Raw genomic sequence first — 18,594 nt, forward strand, 5'->3', positions numbered from 1 at the left:
GGATTACTCCTCCGGCAGCAGCTTCCAGCGCGGGTCGTCATCAGGCAATGCGACCAGCGGCTGCACCACAGCAAGCGTGATCTCATTGGACGAGACGCGCTGGCCTTTCTCATCTTCTACCACTGCCGAGAGGTGCCAGCGGTTTGTCGCACCTTCCTGTTCATTCCAGGCAGGTATAATTACGCTCCAGCCGTCTGCGCTGTTACTTTTGGCCGGCGACGTCAGGCTCAATGCCTGCGTATCCCCCTGCCAGTGGATCTGACGGATGCCGTGCGTGCTGCGAACCTGCAGCTTCAGCATAACGGTCTCGCCCCCTTTCAGATCCCACGGCGGCGTGGCCAGCCAGACGGACAGCGTTTTACGCTGGCGGAATTCCATCACCGGCAGGCTAGTGCGCTCCGGTGAATCGTAGCGGCTGCCGCGCAGGGATCGCGTCGCGGCAACCTCATCGGCGGAAAGCTGCTTTGCCAGCGGCACGCCAAAGCGATAGTTGAGCTTCAGTCCGAGGTTATTCTGGCTCTCACCGCTTTCGCCCTGCTTGTGCCCGGCGGTCAACGTCACCAGCGGAACGGGGGTATAGTTAAGCCCCAGATTGACCGCAACCGGGTTGTGGTACCCGGTGCCGCTGTTGAACAGGTCGACGTTATCGCCAAAGTACTGCTCAACGCTGACGCTGGTGTTCAGGTGATGGAACCACGGCAGCCAGGCTTTAGCGGTCACGTCATATCCGCTCGCCATGCGCTGCTCCTGAACGTCAGATCGCGCGCGCCATCCGGCAAAGGGCTGATAGTAGTTCGCTGAGAGGCGCAGATTTTCCCCCCACGCTTCCGCGCCCAGCCCGGCACGCTGCAGGTTTTCATCGAGAAGATTATCGTAAAAGGTGTTGTAGCCCAGCAGCCATTTCCCCGCGACCCAGCGCTGACCGATTCCGGCGTTACTGACCAGGCCATCCGTCTGCTGCGTCAGGCCAAGCTGGCTCCAGCTGAGGTAACGGTTAGTATCATTCCACGGAATAAACCAGCTCCCGCTGCTGCCGTTAAATTTGCCGTCATTATCCACCAGCACGTTCACGCTGGCGTTTCCCCAGGGCGACAGCCAGGACTCAATCTGCTGGTTCACTTCCCCGCTTACCGCGTCGCGCACCTGACCAAAGGCAAACTGACGCGCCTGCTCGCCGGTCGTCAGCCCGTTGTCGGTCATGCTGGCTTCACCGAAGGCTTTCGCCATTTCGGCGAGGTGTTTCTCCCCTTCGCCCGTTGGCGCCGCCAGGCCGAGATCGGGCAGACTATCCCCATTATTATCAAAGGGGTGCTGCGCCTGATGCATAAAGGAATTCGGCGCACCGTGAACGGCTCCGGCCGTAAGAAGGGGGAGTAAAAACAGCAAACGAATGCGGGACGATACAACCATCAACGTCGTCAATAAGAACCTGTGTTTATGAATAAACTCTTATTATGTTAACGCGATAAGCCCTGAAATACAGTTCTGGCGGACATTTCAGGATTATCCTGAAACAGCCCTTTCAGCTCCGGCACGCAGGAACCACAGTTCGTACCACAGCGCAGCTTCGCCCCCAGCGCGGTGACGGAATCACACCCTCCGGCAATCGCCTCCCGTATCGCCTCTTCCCCGACGCTGAAACAGCTGCAGATAATGCGTCCCGGATCCGTCCCCCTCCCGACGCTCTGCCCGTTCAACAGGGCGTGGCGTTCTGCGGGCAGCACGGGGGGTGAATGAAAAGCGGCTTCAATCACCGTATGCGCCAGCGCCGGTAACGCGGTACCTTCCCAGAAACCCAGCATAAGCTGGCCTTCATGCCAGGCCAGCACGCTGCTGCGTTCACCGGTCTGCGCAACCTGCAGCTGCCAGCCCCGGCCGCTGGCGTGTTCCATTACCCACGACAGCAGCGGTTTATCGCACGCCACCGTCAGGCGTAAAGCTTTACGCCACCAGTAAACCGAAGAGGGCATTTCCAGCCCTTCGCGGGCATAGAGTTCTCCCTGCCAGACGGGCTGCCAGGGCTGGATTCTGACGGCGGTTTGTTTACTCTCAGGCTGGCCCGAAACCGGATCGCAGCGCCCTTCCACCAGCGCATTCACCTTTCCCTGGCGGGCAAACGCAGCGTTCCAGTGCATCGGGGCAAAAGCGTTCCCTTCACGCTGGGCGTCGCTGATGCGCACTCTTGCTACCATGACGCCGCGCGGCGAACTGATGCGCGCCAGCTGGCCGTCGCACAGGGAAAACCGAACGGCGTCTGCGGGGCAAACCTCAACAAAGGGTTCGGCGATATGCTGCATCAGTCTGGCCACATATCCTGTTCGCGTCATGGTATGCCACTGATCGCGGATGCGCCCCGAGTTGAGAATCAGCGGGTACAACGCGCTGACCGTCGCACCGTGCGACAGAGGGTTAACGGGAACAATGTTACGGCGCGGAAAATCCCCCCCAGGCCACTGCCAGGGCTCAAGCCGCTCCCACTCCTCACGGGTAAGCGTAGCCAGGTCATGAAGGTTTAACGCCCGCGCGCCGTCATTTTCAAAGGCCGTCAGCGCCGCATGCTCGCAAAAAATCTCGTGAGGATGCAGCCAGGCAAAGGCGTCGCCGTGCCCCAGCCGTTTCGCCACCTGCGCGACGATCCACCAGTCCGGCTTTGCCTCACCGGGCGCGGGCAGAAACGCGCGCTGGCGCGAAATGCGTCGCTCGGAATTGGTTACCGTGCCGTCCTTCTCTCCCCAGGCCAGCGCCGGAAAGCGAATATGGGCAAACCGGCTGGTGTCGGTATCATTCATCACCTCAGAGACAATGACCAGCGGGCAGCGCCCCAGCGCCTGACACACCGCGTGGCTGTCCGGCAGCGAGACGGCAGGATTGGTGCCCATGATCCACACTGCCTTCACCTCGCCGCGGACAATGGCGTCAAACAGCTCCACCGCCATCAAGCCCGGCGTCTGCGCAAGCCGTTCCGTTCCCCAGAAACGCGCCACCCGCGAGAGATCGTCCGGCTCAAAGTTCATGTGCGCCGCCAGCTGATTTGCCAGCCCGCCCACCTCTCTTCCGCCCATCGCGTTTGGCTGTCCGGTCAGCGAAAACGGGCCGCAGCCCGGACGGTTAAATTTTCCGCTGGCAAGGTGCACGTTAATGATGGCGCTGCATTTGTCGCTGCCGCTGGAGGACTGGTTGATTCCCATGGTGTAGAGCGTGATGGCCCGGGGCGCCGTCACAAACCAGTCGTAAAACGTACCGATATCCTGCGGCGAGAGGCCGCAAAACGCCGCCACGCGGGATATCGGCCACGCGTCCGTTCCCTGAATGATATTAAGCAGACCGACGAACAGCCCGGCGTCGCTGCCGGGAGTGAGCGCCAGATGCAGGTCAGCAATATCACAGGAGGCGGTTCTGCGCGGATCGATGACCACCACTTTCATCTCCGGATTGTTGTGCTTTGCCTGTACCAGGCGCTGATACAGCACCGGATGCGTCCAGGCCGCGTTTGAGCCCACCAGCACCACCAGATCGCTGTTTTCCACATCCTCGTAGCTGCACGGCACGACATCTTCACCAAAGGCGCGCTTGTAGCCAACGACCGCCGATGACATGCAGAGCCGGGAGTTGGTATCAATGTTCGCCGCGCCGATAAACCCTTTCATCAGCTTATTGGCGGCGTAATAATCCTCGGTAAGCAATTGCCCAGACGCATAAAACGCCACCGCCTGCGGCCCCCATTTGTCGATAATGTCCTGGAGGCGCTCGCCTGCGGCTCCCAGCGCCTGCGCCCAGTTCACCTCAGCACCGTCAACAACGGGGCGCAGCAATCGCCCCTGTAAGCCCATTGTTTCCCCCAGGGCCGATCCTTTCACGCACAAGCGGCCAAAGTTCGCAGGATGGGTTTCATCCCCCCGAACGCTGACCGTTTCACCGTCCACGCGGGCGACCACGCCGCAGCCGACCCCGCAGTAGGGGCACGTTGTCCGGGTTTCCGTCATGAGGCCTCCGCACGCATTACCAGGGCATCATTACCGACCCACACCTTGCCGTTCTCAATTTTGACCGGCCAGGCGCGCACCGCGGGTTCGCCGTTCTCCACCTGACAGCCGTCGCGCAGGCGGATACGCTGCTTGTAGAGCGGGGAAATCACCACCGGCTCCCCCGCCGCATCGCCAAGAATGCCGCGGGAAAGCACGTTCGCGCTGCTGCCAGGCTCCCGATCGTCGAGGGCGTAAACGGTTTTGCCAAAACGGAACAGCGCGATCGGCTTACGCCCGAGCCGCGCGCCAATGCCCGCCTGCTCGGGGATATCGTCGATGCCGCAGATTTCCTGCCAGCGTTTACCTTGATCCGCTGCGGTGTCGTTCACCATCGTGCGGAACAGCGCCAGACGGTTCGGATCGTTAAGCGTGGTTTGCCATTCGCACTGGTAGGTTTCCACCACCCGGGCCATCTCCTGCTCCAGCCCGTGGGCGATGCCCAGGCTGTCGTTGAGGATCACCTCCCGCAGGTAGTCGAGACCGCCTTCCAGGTTGTCCATCCAGGTGCTGGTGCGCTGCAGGCGATCCGCCGTGCGGATGTAGAACATCAGGAAACGGTCGACGGTGCGGATCAGCGTGTCATCATCGAGATCGCTGGCGAAGAGATCCGCATGGCGCGGCTTCATGCCGCCGTTGCCGCACAGGTAGAGGTTCCACCCCTTATCGGTGGCAATCACCCCCACGTCTTTACTCTGCGCCTCGGCGCATTCGCGGGTACACCCTGAGACGGCCATTTTGATTTTATGCGGCGCGCGCAGGCCTTTGTAACGGTGCTCGAGCCTGACCGCGAGGCCGGTGGAGTCCTGCACGCCGTAGCGACACCAGGTCGACCCGACGCAGGATTTCACCGTGCGCAGGGATTTGCCGTAGGCGTGCCCGGTTTCAAATCCGGCTTCCACCAGCGCCTGCCAGATCTCCGGCAGCTGTTCGAGCGTGGCGCCAAACAGGTCGATACGCTGGCCGCCGGTGATTTTGCTGTACAGGCTGTAGCGTTTCGCAATCTGGCCGATGGCGATCAGCCCGTCGGCGGTCACTTCCCCCGCAGGCATGCGCGGCACGATGGAGTAGGTACCGTCCTTCTGGATATTGGCGAAGTAGCGGTCGTTGGTGTCCTGCAGCGGCAGGTGTGCCGGTTTCAGCAGATACTCGTTCCAGCAGGAGGCGAGCACTGACCCCACCAGTGGCTTACAAATTTCGCACCCGTGTCCCTGACCGTAGCGGCTAATGAGCTGGTCAAAGGTGCGGATATGGTTGACGCACACGAGGTGGTAAATCTCCTGACGCGAGTACGCGAAGTGTTCGCAGATGTCCTTTTTCACCTCCACGCCCTGCGCCGCCAGCTGGAACTCCATCACCTGCTTCACCAGTGCGCTACATCCTCCGCAGCCGGTCGCCGCTTTGGTGCACTGCTTAATTGCGCCGATATCCGTTGCGCCCGCACTTACCGCCTGACAGATATCGCCTTTGCTGACGTTATGACACGAACAGATTTGTGCGCTTTCCGGCAGCGCTGCCACGCCGAGCGCTTTTGGCGCACTGCCTGACGACGCGGGTAATATCAGCGTTTCCGGCTCTTTTGGCAGGGCTATCCCGTTGAGCATCATCTGTACCAGCGTGGCGTATTCGCTGGCATCACCCACCAGCACGCCGCCGAGCAGCGTTTTGCCGTCGTGGCTGACCACGATTTTCTTGTAGATTTGCTGCGGGCCGTGCGTCCACTGGTAGCTCAGCGCCCCCGGCGTGCGGCCGTGAGCATCGCCGAACGAGGCCACGTCCACGCCCAGCAGCTTGAGTTTGGTGCTCATATCCGCGCCGGCGAAGGTTTTCTCCTCTCCCGCCAGCGCGGCGGCGGCCACCCGCGCCATCTGGTAGCCGGGCGCAACCAGCCCGAAGATTTTCCCTTCCCACAGGGCGCATTCACCAATGGCCAGCACGTCCGGATCGGAGGTCTGGCAACCGTCGCCAATGCCGATCCCGCCGCGTTCGCCGATAGCCAGCCCGCTGCTGCGCGCCAGCGCGTCCTGCGGACGAATGCCGGCAGAAAAGACCACCATGTCTGTTTCAAGCTGTTCACCATCGGCAAAGCGCAGCACCAGCCCGCCGTCCGCGGCGGCGATCTCCGTCGTTGCTTTACTGGTATGCACACCGACGCCCAGCGCCTCGATTTTCTTGCGCAGCATCGCCGCGCCGTCGTTGTCGAGCTGGACCGCCATCAGATTGGGCGCAAACTCCACCACGTGAGTTTCCAGCCCGAGCTGCTTCAGGGCATTCGCCGCCTCCAGCCCCAGCAGCCCGCCGCCAATCACGACACCGCGGCGTGAGCCCGCCGCGTGCGCCGCAATCTTGTCCAGGTCGTCAAGGGTGCGGTAGACAAAACAGCCCGGCAGATCGTTTCCCGGCACGGGCGGCACGAACGGGTATGAGCCGGTCGCCAGCACCAGCTTGTCCCAGTGGGTTTCGTGCCCGCTGGCGCTACGCACCACGCGCGCGTCGCGATCGATAGCGACAATCTGCTGCGACAGGCGCAGCTCAATGCCGTTGTCGGCAAAGAAATCCCCCTCCACCAGCGAAAGCGACGCCGCGCTGCGGCCGCCAAAATATTCCGACAGATGCACGCGGTCATAGGCGGCATAGCGCTCCTCGCCAAAGACAACGATCTGATACTGCTGATGCAAATTGCGGTTAACGCAGTCTTCGAGAAAATGATGGCCGACCATACCGTGCCCAACCACCACCAGAGTAGGTTTTGTCATAGCGTTCTGTCCTGCAACCTGCGGTTGCGTAGTGAAACGATCGAACAGCCAGTCCGCGTGCGCGGGCGCAGCCGTTGCCAGTAAATCGGTAAATGTTGCCGCGCTGCGGCAGTCCCCCATCAGCAGCACGCCAGCCAGCGCCCCCTGATGGATCAGTAAACGACGATAGTGACGGGTCAGCGGATCCCATGCGCTCCAGACCACATCGCCCTCCTGCTCTGCCGCGCGACCGAGGCTGAACAGCTCCACGCCGGTCACCTTGAGGCGCATGCCGTTGTCGGTCAGAACAAACGGCGCGGTGACGTCTCCGGCCAGCCGGGCGGCGAGGATATCCGCCTGCGCCAGACAGGGGGCGACCAGGCCAAACGTCTGGCCGTCAATTTCACAGCACTCGCCAATGGCGTAGACGTCCGGCACGGAGGTTTGCATCTGGTGATCCACCACGATGCCGCGCGCGCAGCGAATGCCGCTGGCCTGCGCCAGCACGACGTTAGGCTGCACGCCCGTCGCCAGCACCACCCGCGCGGCGGTGACGCTGCGTCCGTTCAGCAGCGTCACGCTATTCCCGTCAATCGCCGCGATGCCAGAGGCGAGCTCACAGCGCACGCCCCGCGCCGCCAGCGCCTCTTCCACCAGCACGCCCGCCTTCTCATCCAGCTGCTGCTCCATCAGCCACGGACCGCGATGAACAAGGGTGACGTTGTCCCCTGAGCGCGCCAGCGCTGCCGCCGTCTCAACCCCGAGCACGCCGCCGCCCAGCACTACCGCCGGACCGGCGATCGCCCGAATGGCCCGGATATCCTCCAGGGTACGGAACGTGAAGACATGCGGCGCATCGCAGCCGGGAATTGGCGGAACAAAGGGCGTTGATCCGGTGGAAAATACCAGCGCATCCCAGCCCAGCGTGCGGGCGGTGGTTTGCACTTCCCGCGTGTCCACATTCACGGCGAGCGCCTTTTCGCCCCGCAGCACCGTCACGCCCCGTTCCTGGTACCAGTCGTCATTCTGAAGACAGATCCCCGCCGCCGTTTTTTCACCGCCCAGCACCGGCGAAAGCTGGATGCGGTTATAGGCATGCTCCGGCTCGTCACCGATGACGGTAATAGTGAAACGATCGGCAGCACGCCCGGTGAGCGAGGCAATCAGCCGCGTGGCCGCCATGCCATTTCCGATAATGACCAGTCGCATCAAAGCCCCCTCGCTACGCCGCTTTCGGCTGCTTTTCATAGAGGAAATGCAGGATCTGCTGGCGCATGTGGTGATAGCGGCTGTCGTCGGCCAGCTGCACCCGGTTACGCGGGCGCGGCAGGTCAACGTGCAGGATCTCCCCGACGGTCGCCGCCGGGCCGTTGGTCATCATCAGCACGCGATCGGAGAGCAGCACCGCCTCGTCCACGTCGTGGGTAATCAGCACGATGGTGGTGTTCAGCGCCTGCTGGATCTGCATCACCGAGTCCTGCAGATGGGCGCGCGTCAGCGCATCCAGCGCGCCGAAGGGTTCATCCATCAGCAGGACTTTCGGCTTCATCGCCAGCGCGCGGGCTATCCCGACGCGCTGCTTCATGCCGCCGGAGATCTCCCCCGGGCGCTTGTGCAGGGCGTGCCCCATCTGCACGCGGTCGAGGTTGTGCTCAATCCACTCCCGGCGCTCCGCCTTGCTCATGCTGTGGCGAAACACGTGATCTACCGCCAGGGCCACGTTGTCGAAGCAGGTGAGCCACGGCAGCAGCGAATGGTTTTGGAATACCACCGCGCGCTCCGGACCCGGCCCGGCAATTTCGCGGTTGTCGCAAATCAGCCCGCCTTCCGTCGGCAGCGTGATCCCAGCGATAAGGTTAAGCAGCGTCGATTTACCGCAGCCGGAGTGCCCAATCAGGCTGACGGTTTCGCCCTCATGGATATCAAAGGAGACGTTCTGCAGCGCCAGAAATTCGCCGCTGGCGGTGGAAAAACGCTGGCTCACGGCCTGGACCTGGATTAATGGTTTCATGTTCGCTCCTTATTTTTCCTGCCAGCTAAAGCGACGGGCGATCAGCATCAGCCCCTGCTCCAGCAGCAGCCCGACCACGCCAATGATGACGATGGCGATGAGAATGTTTTCGACGTTGAGGTTGTTCCACTCGTTCCAGATCCAGAAACCGATCCCTAAACCGCCGGTCAGCATCTCGGCGGCGACAATCACCAGCCAGGCGATGCCGATGGAGAGGCGCACCCCGGTCAGCACCGCGGGCAGCACCGCCGGGAAGAGAATGCGGCGCATGATGGTCCACTCGGAAAGCTGCAGCACCCGGGCCACGTTGAGGTAGTCCTGCGGAATGCGGCGCACGCCTTCGGCGGTGTTGATCACCATCGGCCAGATGGAGCAGATAAAAATGGTCCAGCTCGACGCGGGCTCCGCTTTCTGGAACAGCAGCAGGCCGATGGGCAGCCAGGCCAGCGGGCTAACCGGGCGTAACAGCGCGATCAGCGGACCGAACATGCGCGAAAAAAAGGTGAAGCGGCCAATCAGGAAACCGAGCGGGATCCCGGCGAACGCGGCCAGGCCAAAGCCCACCGCCACGCGCTGTAATGAGGCGAGCACGTTCCAGCCGATGCCCATGTCGTTTGGCCCGTCGCGATAAAACGGATCGGCAAACAGGGTAATAGCGGAATCGAGCGTGCTGAGCGGCGTCGGGAAACCTTTGCTGTTAATCGCCGCCAGCTGCCAGAGCACCACCAGCAGTCCCAGCCCCAGAAAAGGCGGAATGATGCGCTGAAGGATCGCGTTAATCCGACGCGCAAACGTCGGCGTACGGCGGCGAACCTGCACCGGAGGCAGGACAATCACCTCTCCACTCTCCGGCGTCTCGTGTGATTTTGTCTTTTGCAGATGCTGCATAATCAGGCCCCTTTACGGTGAATGGCGAAACGGCTGGCGTATCCTTCCGGGTCGGTACCGTTCCAGACGGTGCCGTCCATCAAGGTGCTGCTGCGTAGTGGTGAAGTCGGTGTGGTAATGCCCCCCACCGCCGTGGCGGCATCCTGCCAGACCGCCGTCTGGTTAATGCGTTGTGCGATGCCCGCATAGTCCGGGGCGGCTTTGAGCAAGCCCCAGCGGCGGAACTGGGTTAAGAACCACATGCCGTCGGAGTGATACGGGTAGCTGACGGCCCCCTCGTTGAAGAAGCGGATCGGGTGCGCGTCCTGCCAGCGCTGGCCCAGGCCGTTGTCGTACTCGCCGAGCATGCGTCCGGTGAGATACTGCTCTTTGCAGTTGAGCCACGCCCGGCGGGAGAGGATCTGCGCGGTTTCGCGTTTGTTTTCCGGAGAGGCCTCAATCCAGCGCGCCGCCTCCAGCACTGCGCTCACCAGCGCCCGGGCGGTGTGCGGGTTTCTCTCCACCCAGTCGCGACGCGTCCCGAGGATTTTTTCCGGATGGTCGGCCCAGACAGACTGCGACGTGGCGGCGGTAAAACCGATGCGGTCGTTGATGGCACGCGCGTTCCACGGCTCGCCGACGCAAAAGCCGACCATGTTGCCAATGCGCATGTTCATCACCATCTGCGGCGGCGGCACCACCACCGTGCGCACGTCGTCAAAGGGGTGAATGCCCGCGCTGGCCAGCCAGTAGTAGAGCCACATGGCGTGCGTCCCGGTCGGGAAGGTGTGCGCGAAGGTATAGGTGCCAGGCGCCTGCTGCCCAATCCGCTTTTTCAGCCCGTCAAGGTCATGAACGCCCTTCTCTGCCAGATCGCTGGAGAGCGTAATCGCCTGGCCGTTCTGGTTGAGGGTCATCAGGTTAGCCATCTGCTGTGGCTTGCCGGCGATGCCCAGCTCCAGTCCGTACAGCAGGCCGTAAAGAATGTGAGCGGCATCGAGTTCGCCCGCCACCAGCTTGTCGCGTACCGCCGCCCAGCTCGCCTCTTTGGTGGGCACGATGGTAATACCGTATTTTTTATCAAACCCTTTCAGCGCCGCGATAACCACCGGGGCACAGTCGGTCAGCGGGATAAACCCGATGCGTACTGTTTCCTGCTCCGGTTTATCCGAGCCTGCCGCCCATGCGGCCTGCATGACACCCGGCAACAGCATTGCACCACTCGCCAGCATGCTGGCCTGCAAAAAACGCCGTCTCGACAAATCCGCCATGACCACTCCTGAAAAAAAACCAAAAAAAAGCGCCCACGGTGCCGAAGCACCAGTGGACGCCTTTATCCCGAAGACGGATGCACCGCCGTTGGCGCATCGTCAAAAATGGTTAATCTGATAATGCAAAGTGAATGCCAGGTTTTAACACACCGTTTCTTGCGGCGCTTACCGTTATTCCCTCGCCTTTACGCACCGCAAACAGGCATAAAATGCCCACTGACCGTGCAGCTACTCCTTTGGTGTTACCTGCCATACATTCTTCACCATGAGCAGCGCGCGGGCGATATCCACCATCCTTTGGTTTTTGTCCATCGCCATTTTGCGCAGCGCCGTCCAGGCCTGTTCCTCACTCATATTCTGGTGGTTCATCAGCACGCTCTTCGCTTTATCAATGATTTTGCGCTCTTCAAGCGTATCGCGCAGCGACGCAAGCTGACGTGAGAGCTGCTCTATCTCGCGCGCCTGCTGGCGAACCAGGGTAAGCAACGGTTTTTCCGGATAGCGGATCGGCGGGTCATCCTGTTCATCGCCGGGGAGCGCGTACTCATCGTCACGGTGAATGCATTCGTCCACCGCGACCATCAGATCGGCGATGATCGTCTCCTCCAGCGTGCGCAGATGCTCAAGGCGCGCGGTTTGCAGAGCAAACCAGGCCAGCGCGGTAAGGCCGTTATCGGCGGCGGGCTGGCGGGTACAGGCCACCCGCCGGAGCTGCTCCGTTTCACGATCGGGCTGACAGTGCATTGAAAAGGTGGTCTGAACGTCAGCGGAGCTGTGTGAGAGAAAGATCTCAAAGCAGGCCTGCTGCCCGTCAATGCGGTCAACCAGCCTCTGACGAGTCACATCATCGAAAAAACCCTGCGTGAAGCCAATCGCCCCCAGCGCCCGCTCCTGTCCCGCCAGCTCCTTGCCCTGCATCAGGCTATAAAGCGCGACAAAACGTCCTGCGATTTGCGGATCGTCAATGCTGTCATTAAGCTGCGGCACGATACTGAGCAGATGGCGAAGCATGCGGGAGTAGTGTTCCATCGCCTGGGGTGCCGTTACCGTCTGCTGAATCACACCGTCACGCAGCGCGGGAAGCGTCTCCAGGCTCAGGAGCGCGCCGCCGATGCGTTCACAGACGGCACTTCCCGGAATCGGCGACTGTGTGTCAAGAATGGCGTAAAGGGCTGCGAGGTTTTCATCCACCAGCGCCCGGCTGGCTTTGCATTCGGGAGCGTACAGCTTGCCCTGTGAGCAGAGCCAGACGTTGGACGCCCCGCGCTCGCACTGTAACATATGCACCAGTTGGCTAATGCCGTGCACAAGCACGCCCAGCTGTGCCAGCTTGCTGAACTGCTCCTGGCGCATCATCTTTGCGCGCGTGAGCCATTCGGCAGCGCCTGGCGAAATGCCTGCCATTAATGTCATGCTTACTCTCCCGGACAGCGAAACTCCGGAGAATTAAGCAATATTCGTGCCTTTATAAGAACAGGAGTCAACATGCAGAAGATTGTGATCGTCGCCAACGGTGCGGCCTACGGCAGCGAATCCCTTTTCAACAGCCTGCGCCTGGCGATCGCGCTACGTGAAAAAGAGAGCGACCTGGCGTTACGCCTCTTTTTAATGTCGGACGCCGTCACCGCCGGGCTGAAGGGACAAAAGCCGGCCGAGGGTTATAACATTCAGCAGATGCTGGAGATCCTGACCGCACAAAACGTGCCGGTGAAGCTGTGCAAAACCTGCACCGACGGGCGCGGTATCACCGGGCTGCCGCTGATTGATGGCGTAGAAATTGGCACGCTGGTTGAACTGGCCGAGTGGACGCTGTCCGCTGATAAAGTATTAACTTTTTAATAATAAACCCGTAAAAATATTATTTTCTTATGGACGCGGTTTCAGCATCAAGTTTACCTGCGGGGTTGCCGATAGGCATGGAAACAACACAGCAGGTATTTCACTTATGTTCAGATCGATTCGTGCACGCATCATCGCGGCGACGGCAGGCTGTCTGGTCGTCGCCCTTCTCCTCAACACCGTTATTAACTTCCAGGTCACACGCCAGGATAACCAGCAGTCACAGCGCGATATCCTGACCAGCACCAGCGCCAGCCATAACATGGCGATTGCCGACTGGGTAAAAAGCAAGATGACGGTTATCGCCTCTGCCCAGACCGTTGCGCTGAGTGACGACCCGGTTCCGGTGTTTAAACAGCTTGCGCAGGCGGGTGGATTCACCAACGTTTATGTCGGCTACGCCAGCAAAACGGCGAAATTCTCTGAGCCCGCGGGCGTACCTGCGGATTATGACCCGACCATTCGCCCGTGGTATCAGCAGGTGGTCAGCACGGACGGCCCGGTCGTCACCGCGCCTTACGTTGATGCAGGTACCGGTAAACTGGTGGTGACTTTCGCCGTGCCGGTGAAAGAGAATGGCGCCCTGAAAGCGGTGGTGGCGGGCGATGTGGCCATGGACAGCGTGGTGGCGAACGTGCGCGGGATCCATCCAACTCCGTCCAGCAGCGGCTTGCTTCTGAACAGTGACGGCAGCGTGATTGCGGCTAACGATCCGGCTCTGACGCTTAAACCGTTTGCTGAGACCATCAAAGGCATCGATTTTGCTGCGCTGAAAAGCGGTAATCTTGTCGACGGTACGCTGAACGACGTCGAAAAAACCTTCGTGGCAACCGCCGTGCCGGGCACAAACTGGCTGCTGGTCGTCGCCCTCGACAACGGTGATGCCACCTCCGGCATGCGTTCCCTGCTTAAAGCCTCGGCGATTTCGCTGGTGATCCTGGCGCTGCTGAGCGCGGCCATTGTTCACCTCCTGATTGCCCGTCTGCTGAAGCGCCTGTCGGACATTCGCGACGCGATGCACAACATTGCCAACGGGACTAACGACCTGTCGCAGCGTCTGCCTGACAGCGGTGAGGACGAGGTGGCGCAGATTGCCCAGGCCTTTAACGCCTTCAGCGATAAGCTGTCGGTGGTGATGGTGCAGCTCCGTGATGCCAGCGAGTCGGTGAAAAACGCCGCTCAGGAGATTGCGGCGGGTAACCAGGATCTCTCCGGACGTACCGAGCAGGCGGCGTCCAGCCTGCGCGAGACGGCCAGCGCCGTAGAGCAGATCACCGCCTCCGTGACGCAGTCGAACGAATCGGCGGCGGAAGCAAATGACCAGGCGAGCAAAGCCTCCGCGGCCGCGGCGCGCGGCGGCGAGGTGGTATCCCAGGCGATCAGCACCATGCAGTCCATCGAAGTCGCGTCGGCTAAAATTGGCGACATCACCAGCGTGATTGACGGCATCGCGTTCCAGACCAACATTCTGGCGCTGAACGCCTCCGTCGAGGCGGCCCGTGCCGGCGAGCAGGGGCGCGGGTTTGCCGTGGTGGCGGGCGAAGTACGTAACCTGGCGAGCCGCAGCGCCCAGGCGGCGAAAGAGATCAAATCGCTGATTGATTCCACCACCGACAGCGTGGCCACCGGCTCCCGCTACGTGCACCTGGCCGGGGAAAGCATGGACGAGATCCGCTCCAGCATCGGCAGCGTCTCCGGCATCATGCGCGAAATCTCTATCGCCACCAGCGAGCAGATGAAAGGCATTCACGAGATTAACCACGCGGTGACCCATCTCGACCGCATGGTCCAGCAGAACGCCGAGCTGGTCGTGCAATCCGCCGCCGCCGCGGGCGCCCTACAGAGCCAGGCGGGCGACCTTGCTGAAACCGCCGGCCATTTCCGCATTTAATTTTCTACTGGCACGCGTTTAGCGGGTAAAACGCGCGTCAGCTGAAATTTTGAGGGATTTTGTCATTTTTGTTTAATCGTTATGCCATTTTTTGATCAAAATCAGCATCCCTCCCCCTCCCCTTTGGTGTTATGCCATGAGTGAATTGTGAACAACATCACGCTCGGATATGGCTGCAGGGAGAGCGTTGTTTAAGACTACGGGGTAAAAAATGGCATTAGTAAAAACAAGTTTGAAACTGTTTGGCGGGGATACGGTAGTGGTGCGTTGCTCAGAGCGCTGCCGTATTCATCTGATGAGTGCGAAAGCACAAAAACAATCCCAGGCGGATATTCTCACCGTGCAGGATGATAACGCCTGGCTTACCGTGCCGTATACCGGCACCTGGGATGTGCTGATCGACAGCCACAGCCAGTCTCTGGAGCATTCTGTCAGTTACGTAGCAGCTTAAATTATGCGCCCGGCGAGCCGGGCGTATTATCAGGCAAAACCCCGTCGCAGCGTGCCGTTGAGCGGGTTTCCTTCCAGCAACGCCTTCACCTTCACCACCAGCTCATTCAGACAATCGTCCTTCATGCCGAGGCGGGTCAGCTCTTGATCGAGAGAGAAGAGATACTGCGCGTTGGTACCCAGCGGCCCGCTGGCGGCGGCAATTAACGGGGCAATCACCTGCGTGCGGGTGTCCGCTTCATACAGCGGATGGCGCGGGTCCATGATAAACACCAGCGCATTGACGGTGCGTCCGTCGTCAAGATCCAGCTTGCACCAGCTCGGCATGTAGCAGCCGGTGATCATCTCACGCTTCCAGAGCAGCGTAAGCTCCTCTTCCAGGGTGGCATCCGGGAGGCGATACGCCACGCCCGTGGTGCGTCCGCCCTCTTTCAGTGCAAGCATACGCCCGGGCTGGCACGCGCTGCCGCGTCCGGCCGTCAGGCGCAGGCAAAATGCGCGATGCCAGCCAGGCAGCGTGCCCGTTGCCGATTCGACAAATTCGAGCGCCGGGTTCCACATCAGGGAGCCGTAGCCAAAAATCCATACCGGGCCATCATCCGGGCGGCAGGCAAGCGTGGCAGCGAGCGACGCCGCACGTTGTTCAGCTGACCAGAGAAGCGATTCCTCAATAGCACCAAATGCCGTCTTACAATCTGCCTTCATTAAGAAATCACGCGTTAACACTTTCCACCTCCGCCACTGCATGCTTCCTTGCGACATCTGTAATTCGCCTTCCCGGCCTTAGGTGCTGGTCATTTTGCCAGCAGTTGAATAACGATAAGCAATTAGCGGACCAGTTGCAATACAACGGCAGTTCAACCGCCTGAAAAGTCAAAATGAAGGCAGCGAATTATTTCAGGGCTATTTCTTTTTATGCCATTTATCGTCGTCTCCTTTTTCATATTCATGTTTTACAGCGGCCCAGGCGACTTTGTGTGCCGTCTCTTCACGGCTGGCATCATCCCGGCGATCGTCCTTATCTTTGTACTGATCCCAGGCACTGTTAAACGCCTCTTTGTAGATATCCTGCGCGTGAGCGGGCAGCACGTTTTGCACATTATCGGGTAATTCGCGTTTCGTTTTATAAGGCATCACTCACCTCTCTTTTGGTTAAAGAGATAAGTGTGGACGACGATATGGCAGCGTGCCACCCACACTTCATTTATGAATGATCGAAAATATTAACTTATTGTTATTTAACAAATATTCGGAGAATATGGTGAATTACAGGAATCAGGCATGATAATTATTAAAAAAGGTAAAATTAAGTAAAAAATAAAGGGCATTTAACAGAGATCTGTTAATTTAATGACCTCAAAAATCTATCTATAATTACAAGCACCTGCATTGATGGAGAAGCACATGACAGCAACACACGAGGCGGTAAAGACCCGCCACAAGGAGACGTCTCTCATTTTCCCGGTTCTGGCACTGGCTGTGCTGCTCTTCTGGGGAAGCAGTCAGTCACTGCCAGTGGTGGTTGGTATCAATATTCTTGCCCTGGTCGGTATCTTAACCAGCGCCTTTAGCGTCGTTCGCCATGCGGACGTACTGGCCCACCGTCTGGGCGAACCCTACGGATCGTTAATTCTCAGCCTTTCCGTTGTTATTCTCGAAGTCAGCCTGATTTCCGCGCTTATGGCGACCGGCGATGCCGCGCCGACGCTGATGCGCGACACGCTCTACTCGATCATTATGATTGTGACGGGCGGCCTGGTGGGCTTCTCTCTGCTGTTGGGCGGGCGTAAATTCGCGACCCAGTATATGAACCTGTTCGGCATAAAACAGTATCTGATTGCCCTCTTCCCGCTGGCGATTATCGTGCTGGTCTTCCCGATGGCGCTGCCGGGTGCCAACTTCTCCACCGGTCAGGCGCTGCTGGTTGCGCTGATTTCCGCAGCCATGTACGGCGTGTTTCTGTTGATTCAGACCAAAACGCACCAGAGCCTGTTTGTGTATGAGCATGAAGACGACAGCGACGACGATGACCCGCACCACGGTAAGCCGTCGGCCCACAGCAGCGCGTGGCATACGGTTTGGCTGATCGTGCATCTGATTGCGGTGATTGCCGTCACCAAGATGAACGCCAATCCGCTGGAAACGCTGTTAACCGAACTGAACGCGCCGGTCGCGTTTACCGGTTTCCTGGTGGCGCTGCTGATCCTGTCCCCGGAAGGGCTGGGGGCGCTGAAAGCCGTCTTAAACAATCAGGTGCAGCGCGCCATGAACCTGTTCTTCGGCTCCGTGCTGGCGACCATTTCACTCACCGTGCCGGTGGTGACGCTGATTGCCTTTATGACCGGTAACGAACTGCAGTTCGCGCTGGGCGCGCCAGAGATGATTGTGATGGTAGCCTCGTTGCTGCTGTGCCAGATTTCGTTCTCAACCGGACGCACCAACGTGCTGAACGGGGCGGCGCATATGGCGCTGTTTGTGGCTTACTTGATGACAATTTTTGCGTAGCCTTTTTGCCCAGCGGCGCTTCGCTTGCAGGACCTACGGGTTTTGTAGGCCGGGTAAGCAAAGCGCCACCCGGCAATATGCCCCATAAAAAAACCCGCCGAAGCGGGTTTTTTTATTATTTGCTGGTATCCAGCTCATCGAAGCTCTTGACCAGATCGTCAATTGCTTTGATCTGTTTCAGGAACGGCTCGAGCTTATCCAGCGGCAGCGCGGATGGGCCGTCGCATTTTGCGTTATCCGGATCCGGGTGCGCCTCAATGAACAGGCCAGCCAGACCGGTTGCCATACCGGCGCGCGCCAGTTCGGTCACCTGAGCACGACGGCCACCGGACGCAGCGCCAAACGGGTCGCGGCACTGCAGCGCGTGGGTCACGTCGAAAATCACCGGAGACTGATTAGAGACGTTTTTCATCACGCTGAAGCCCAGCATATCCACAACCAGATTGTCATAACCGAAGTTGGAACCACGGTCGCACAGGATAACCTTGTCGTTGCCACCTTCGATAAACTTATCGACGATGTTGCCCATCTGACCCGGGCTCACGAACTGTGGTTTTTTCACGTTGATCACGGCACCGGTTTTCGCCATCGCGGCAACCAGGTCGGTCTGGCGAGCCAGGAACGCCGGGAGCTGAATCACGTCAACCACGTCTGCCACCGGCTGCGCCTGAGCGGCTTCATGCACGTCGGTGATCACTTTCACGCCAAAGGTCTGCTTCAGCTCCTGGAAAATCTTCATCCCTTCTTCCAGGCCCGGGCCACGGTAAGAGTTGATGGAGGAGCGGTTGGCTTTGTCAAAAGAGGCTTTAAACACGTACGGGATGCCCAGCTTCTGGGTCACGGTCACGTAGTGCTCGCAGATACGCATGGCGAGGTCGCGGGATTCCAGCACGTTCATGCCGCCAAACAGCACGAACGGCAGGTCGTTTGCTACCTTGATATCACCAATGCTAACCACTTTTTGTTTCATAGGATCGCCTTATTCAGGTGTGAATCGGAATTA

14 protein-coding genes are annotated in these 18,594 nt (G+C 59.8%); 4 read left to right on the forward strand and 10 right to left on the reverse strand.

The window, feature by feature from the left end:
* Positions 1-3 precede the first annotated feature (3 nt).
* The 7 genes from ACOTXI_RS16235 to nasR form a co-directional block, all read right to left on the reverse strand.
* A complete protein-coding gene (locus ACOTXI_RS16235; protein ID WP_058653331.1) occupies positions 4-1,410 on the reverse strand; it encodes a YchO/YchP family invasin in 1,407 nt (468 codons plus the stop codon).
* Between the two features lie 47 nt (positions 1,411-1,457).
* Positions 1,458-3,983 (reverse strand): nitrate reductase, encoded by a 2,526-nt coding sequence (locus ACOTXI_RS16240; protein WP_058653333.1) that lies wholly within the window; start codon positions 3,981-3,983, stop codon positions 1,458-1,460.
* Positions 3,980-7,966, reverse strand: a complete 3,987-nt coding sequence (nirB, locus tag ACOTXI_RS16245) for a nitrite reductase large subunit NirB (RefSeq protein WP_072205788.1) — start codon at positions 7,964-7,966, stop codon at positions 3,980-3,982. The genes ACOTXI_RS16240 and nirB overlap by 4 nt, the downstream gene beginning before the upstream one ends.
* Before the next feature lie 13 nt (positions 7,967-7,979).
* Positions 7,980-8,768, reverse strand: coding sequence for an ABC transporter ATP-binding protein (locus ACOTXI_RS16250; RefSeq protein WP_021240347.1), 789 nt, complete (start codon positions 8,766-8,768; stop codon positions 7,980-7,982).
* A gap of 9 nt (positions 8,769-8,777) precedes the next feature.
* Positions 8,778-9,656 carry a nitrate ABC transporter permease gene (gene ntrB / locus ACOTXI_RS16255; RefSeq protein ID WP_058653335.1) on the reverse strand — a complete coding sequence of 293 codons (879 nt, stop codon included), beginning with the start codon at positions 9,654-9,656 and terminating at the stop codon, positions 8,778-8,780.
* Between the two features lie 2 nt (positions 9,657-9,658).
* Positions 9,659-10,906 carry a CmpA/NrtA family ABC transporter substrate-binding protein gene (locus ACOTXI_RS16260; protein WP_058653336.1) on the reverse strand — a complete coding sequence of 416 codons (1,248 nt, stop codon included), beginning with the start codon at positions 10,904-10,906 and terminating at the stop codon, positions 9,659-9,661.
* A 228-nt stretch (positions 10,907-11,134) separates the two neighbouring features.
* Positions 11,135-12,319, reverse strand: coding sequence for a nitrate regulatory protein NasR (nasR, locus tag ACOTXI_RS16265; protein ID WP_058653338.1), 1,185 nt, complete (start codon positions 12,317-12,319; stop codon positions 11,135-11,137).
* 72 nt (positions 12,320-12,391) lie between these two features.
* Here nasR and ACOTXI_RS16270 point away from each other — a divergent pair, with 72 nt between their 5' ends.
* From ACOTXI_RS16270 to ACOTXI_RS16280, 3 genes are all read left to right on the forward strand, one after another.
* A complete protein-coding gene (locus tag ACOTXI_RS16270; RefSeq protein ID WP_008499522.1) occupies positions 12,392-12,745 on the forward strand; it encodes a DsrE/DsrF/TusD sulfur relay family protein in 354 nt (117 codons plus the stop codon).
* A gap of 106 nt (positions 12,746-12,851) precedes the next feature.
* The gene (locus ACOTXI_RS16275; protein WP_008499521.1) at positions 12,852-14,636 is read left to right on the forward strand and encodes a methyl-accepting chemotaxis protein; all 1,785 of its coding nucleotides are present in this window, start codon (positions 12,852-12,854) and stop codon (positions 14,634-14,636) included.
* 211 nt (positions 14,637-14,847) lie between these two features.
* Positions 14,848-15,087 (forward strand): DUF1883 domain-containing protein, encoded by a 240-nt coding sequence (locus ACOTXI_RS16280; RefSeq protein WP_008499520.1) that lies wholly within the window; start codon positions 14,848-14,850, stop codon positions 15,085-15,087.
* 29 nt (positions 15,088-15,116) lie between these two features.
* On the opposite strand, the gene ACOTXI_RS16285 is transcribed toward ACOTXI_RS16280, so the two are convergent.
* Together ACOTXI_RS16285 and chaB are read right to left on the reverse strand one after the other, a co-directional pair.
* Positions 15,117-15,812 carry a gamma-glutamylcyclotransferase gene (locus ACOTXI_RS16285; protein WP_008499519.1) on the reverse strand — a complete coding sequence of 232 codons (696 nt, stop codon included), beginning with the start codon at positions 15,810-15,812 and terminating at the stop codon, positions 15,117-15,119.
* Positions 15,813-15,989: 177 nt separating this feature from the next.
* Complete coding sequence (chaB, locus tag ACOTXI_RS16290) at positions 15,990-16,220, reverse strand: putative cation transport regulator ChaB (protein WP_008499518.1); 231 nt, start codon at positions 16,218-16,220, stop codon at positions 15,990-15,992.
* 270 nt (positions 16,221-16,490) lie between these two features.
* Here chaB and chaA point away from each other — a divergent pair, with 270 nt between their 5' ends.
* The gene (chaA, locus tag ACOTXI_RS16295) at positions 16,491-17,591 is read left to right on the forward strand and encodes a sodium-potassium/proton antiporter ChaA (protein ID WP_008499517.1); all 1,101 of its coding nucleotides are present in this window, start codon (positions 16,491-16,493) and stop codon (positions 17,589-17,591) included.
* A gap of 115 nt (positions 17,592-17,706) precedes the next feature.
* Here chaA and kdsA read toward each other — a convergent pair whose 3' ends face one another.
* Positions 17,707-18,561 carry a 3-deoxy-8-phosphooctulonate synthase gene (kdsA, locus tag ACOTXI_RS16300; protein ID WP_008499516.1) on the reverse strand — a complete coding sequence of 285 codons (855 nt, stop codon included), beginning with the start codon at positions 18,559-18,561 and terminating at the stop codon, positions 17,707-17,709.
* Positions 18,562-18,594: the final 33 nt, after the last annotated feature.

The sequence above is a fragment of the Enterobacter cloacae complex sp. BZL2005 genome, assembly GCF_049238885.1.
In the GTDB taxonomy this organism is placed as follows: Bacteria; Pseudomonadota; Gammaproteobacteria; order Enterobacterales; family Enterobacteriaceae; genus Enterobacter; species Enterobacter roggenkampii.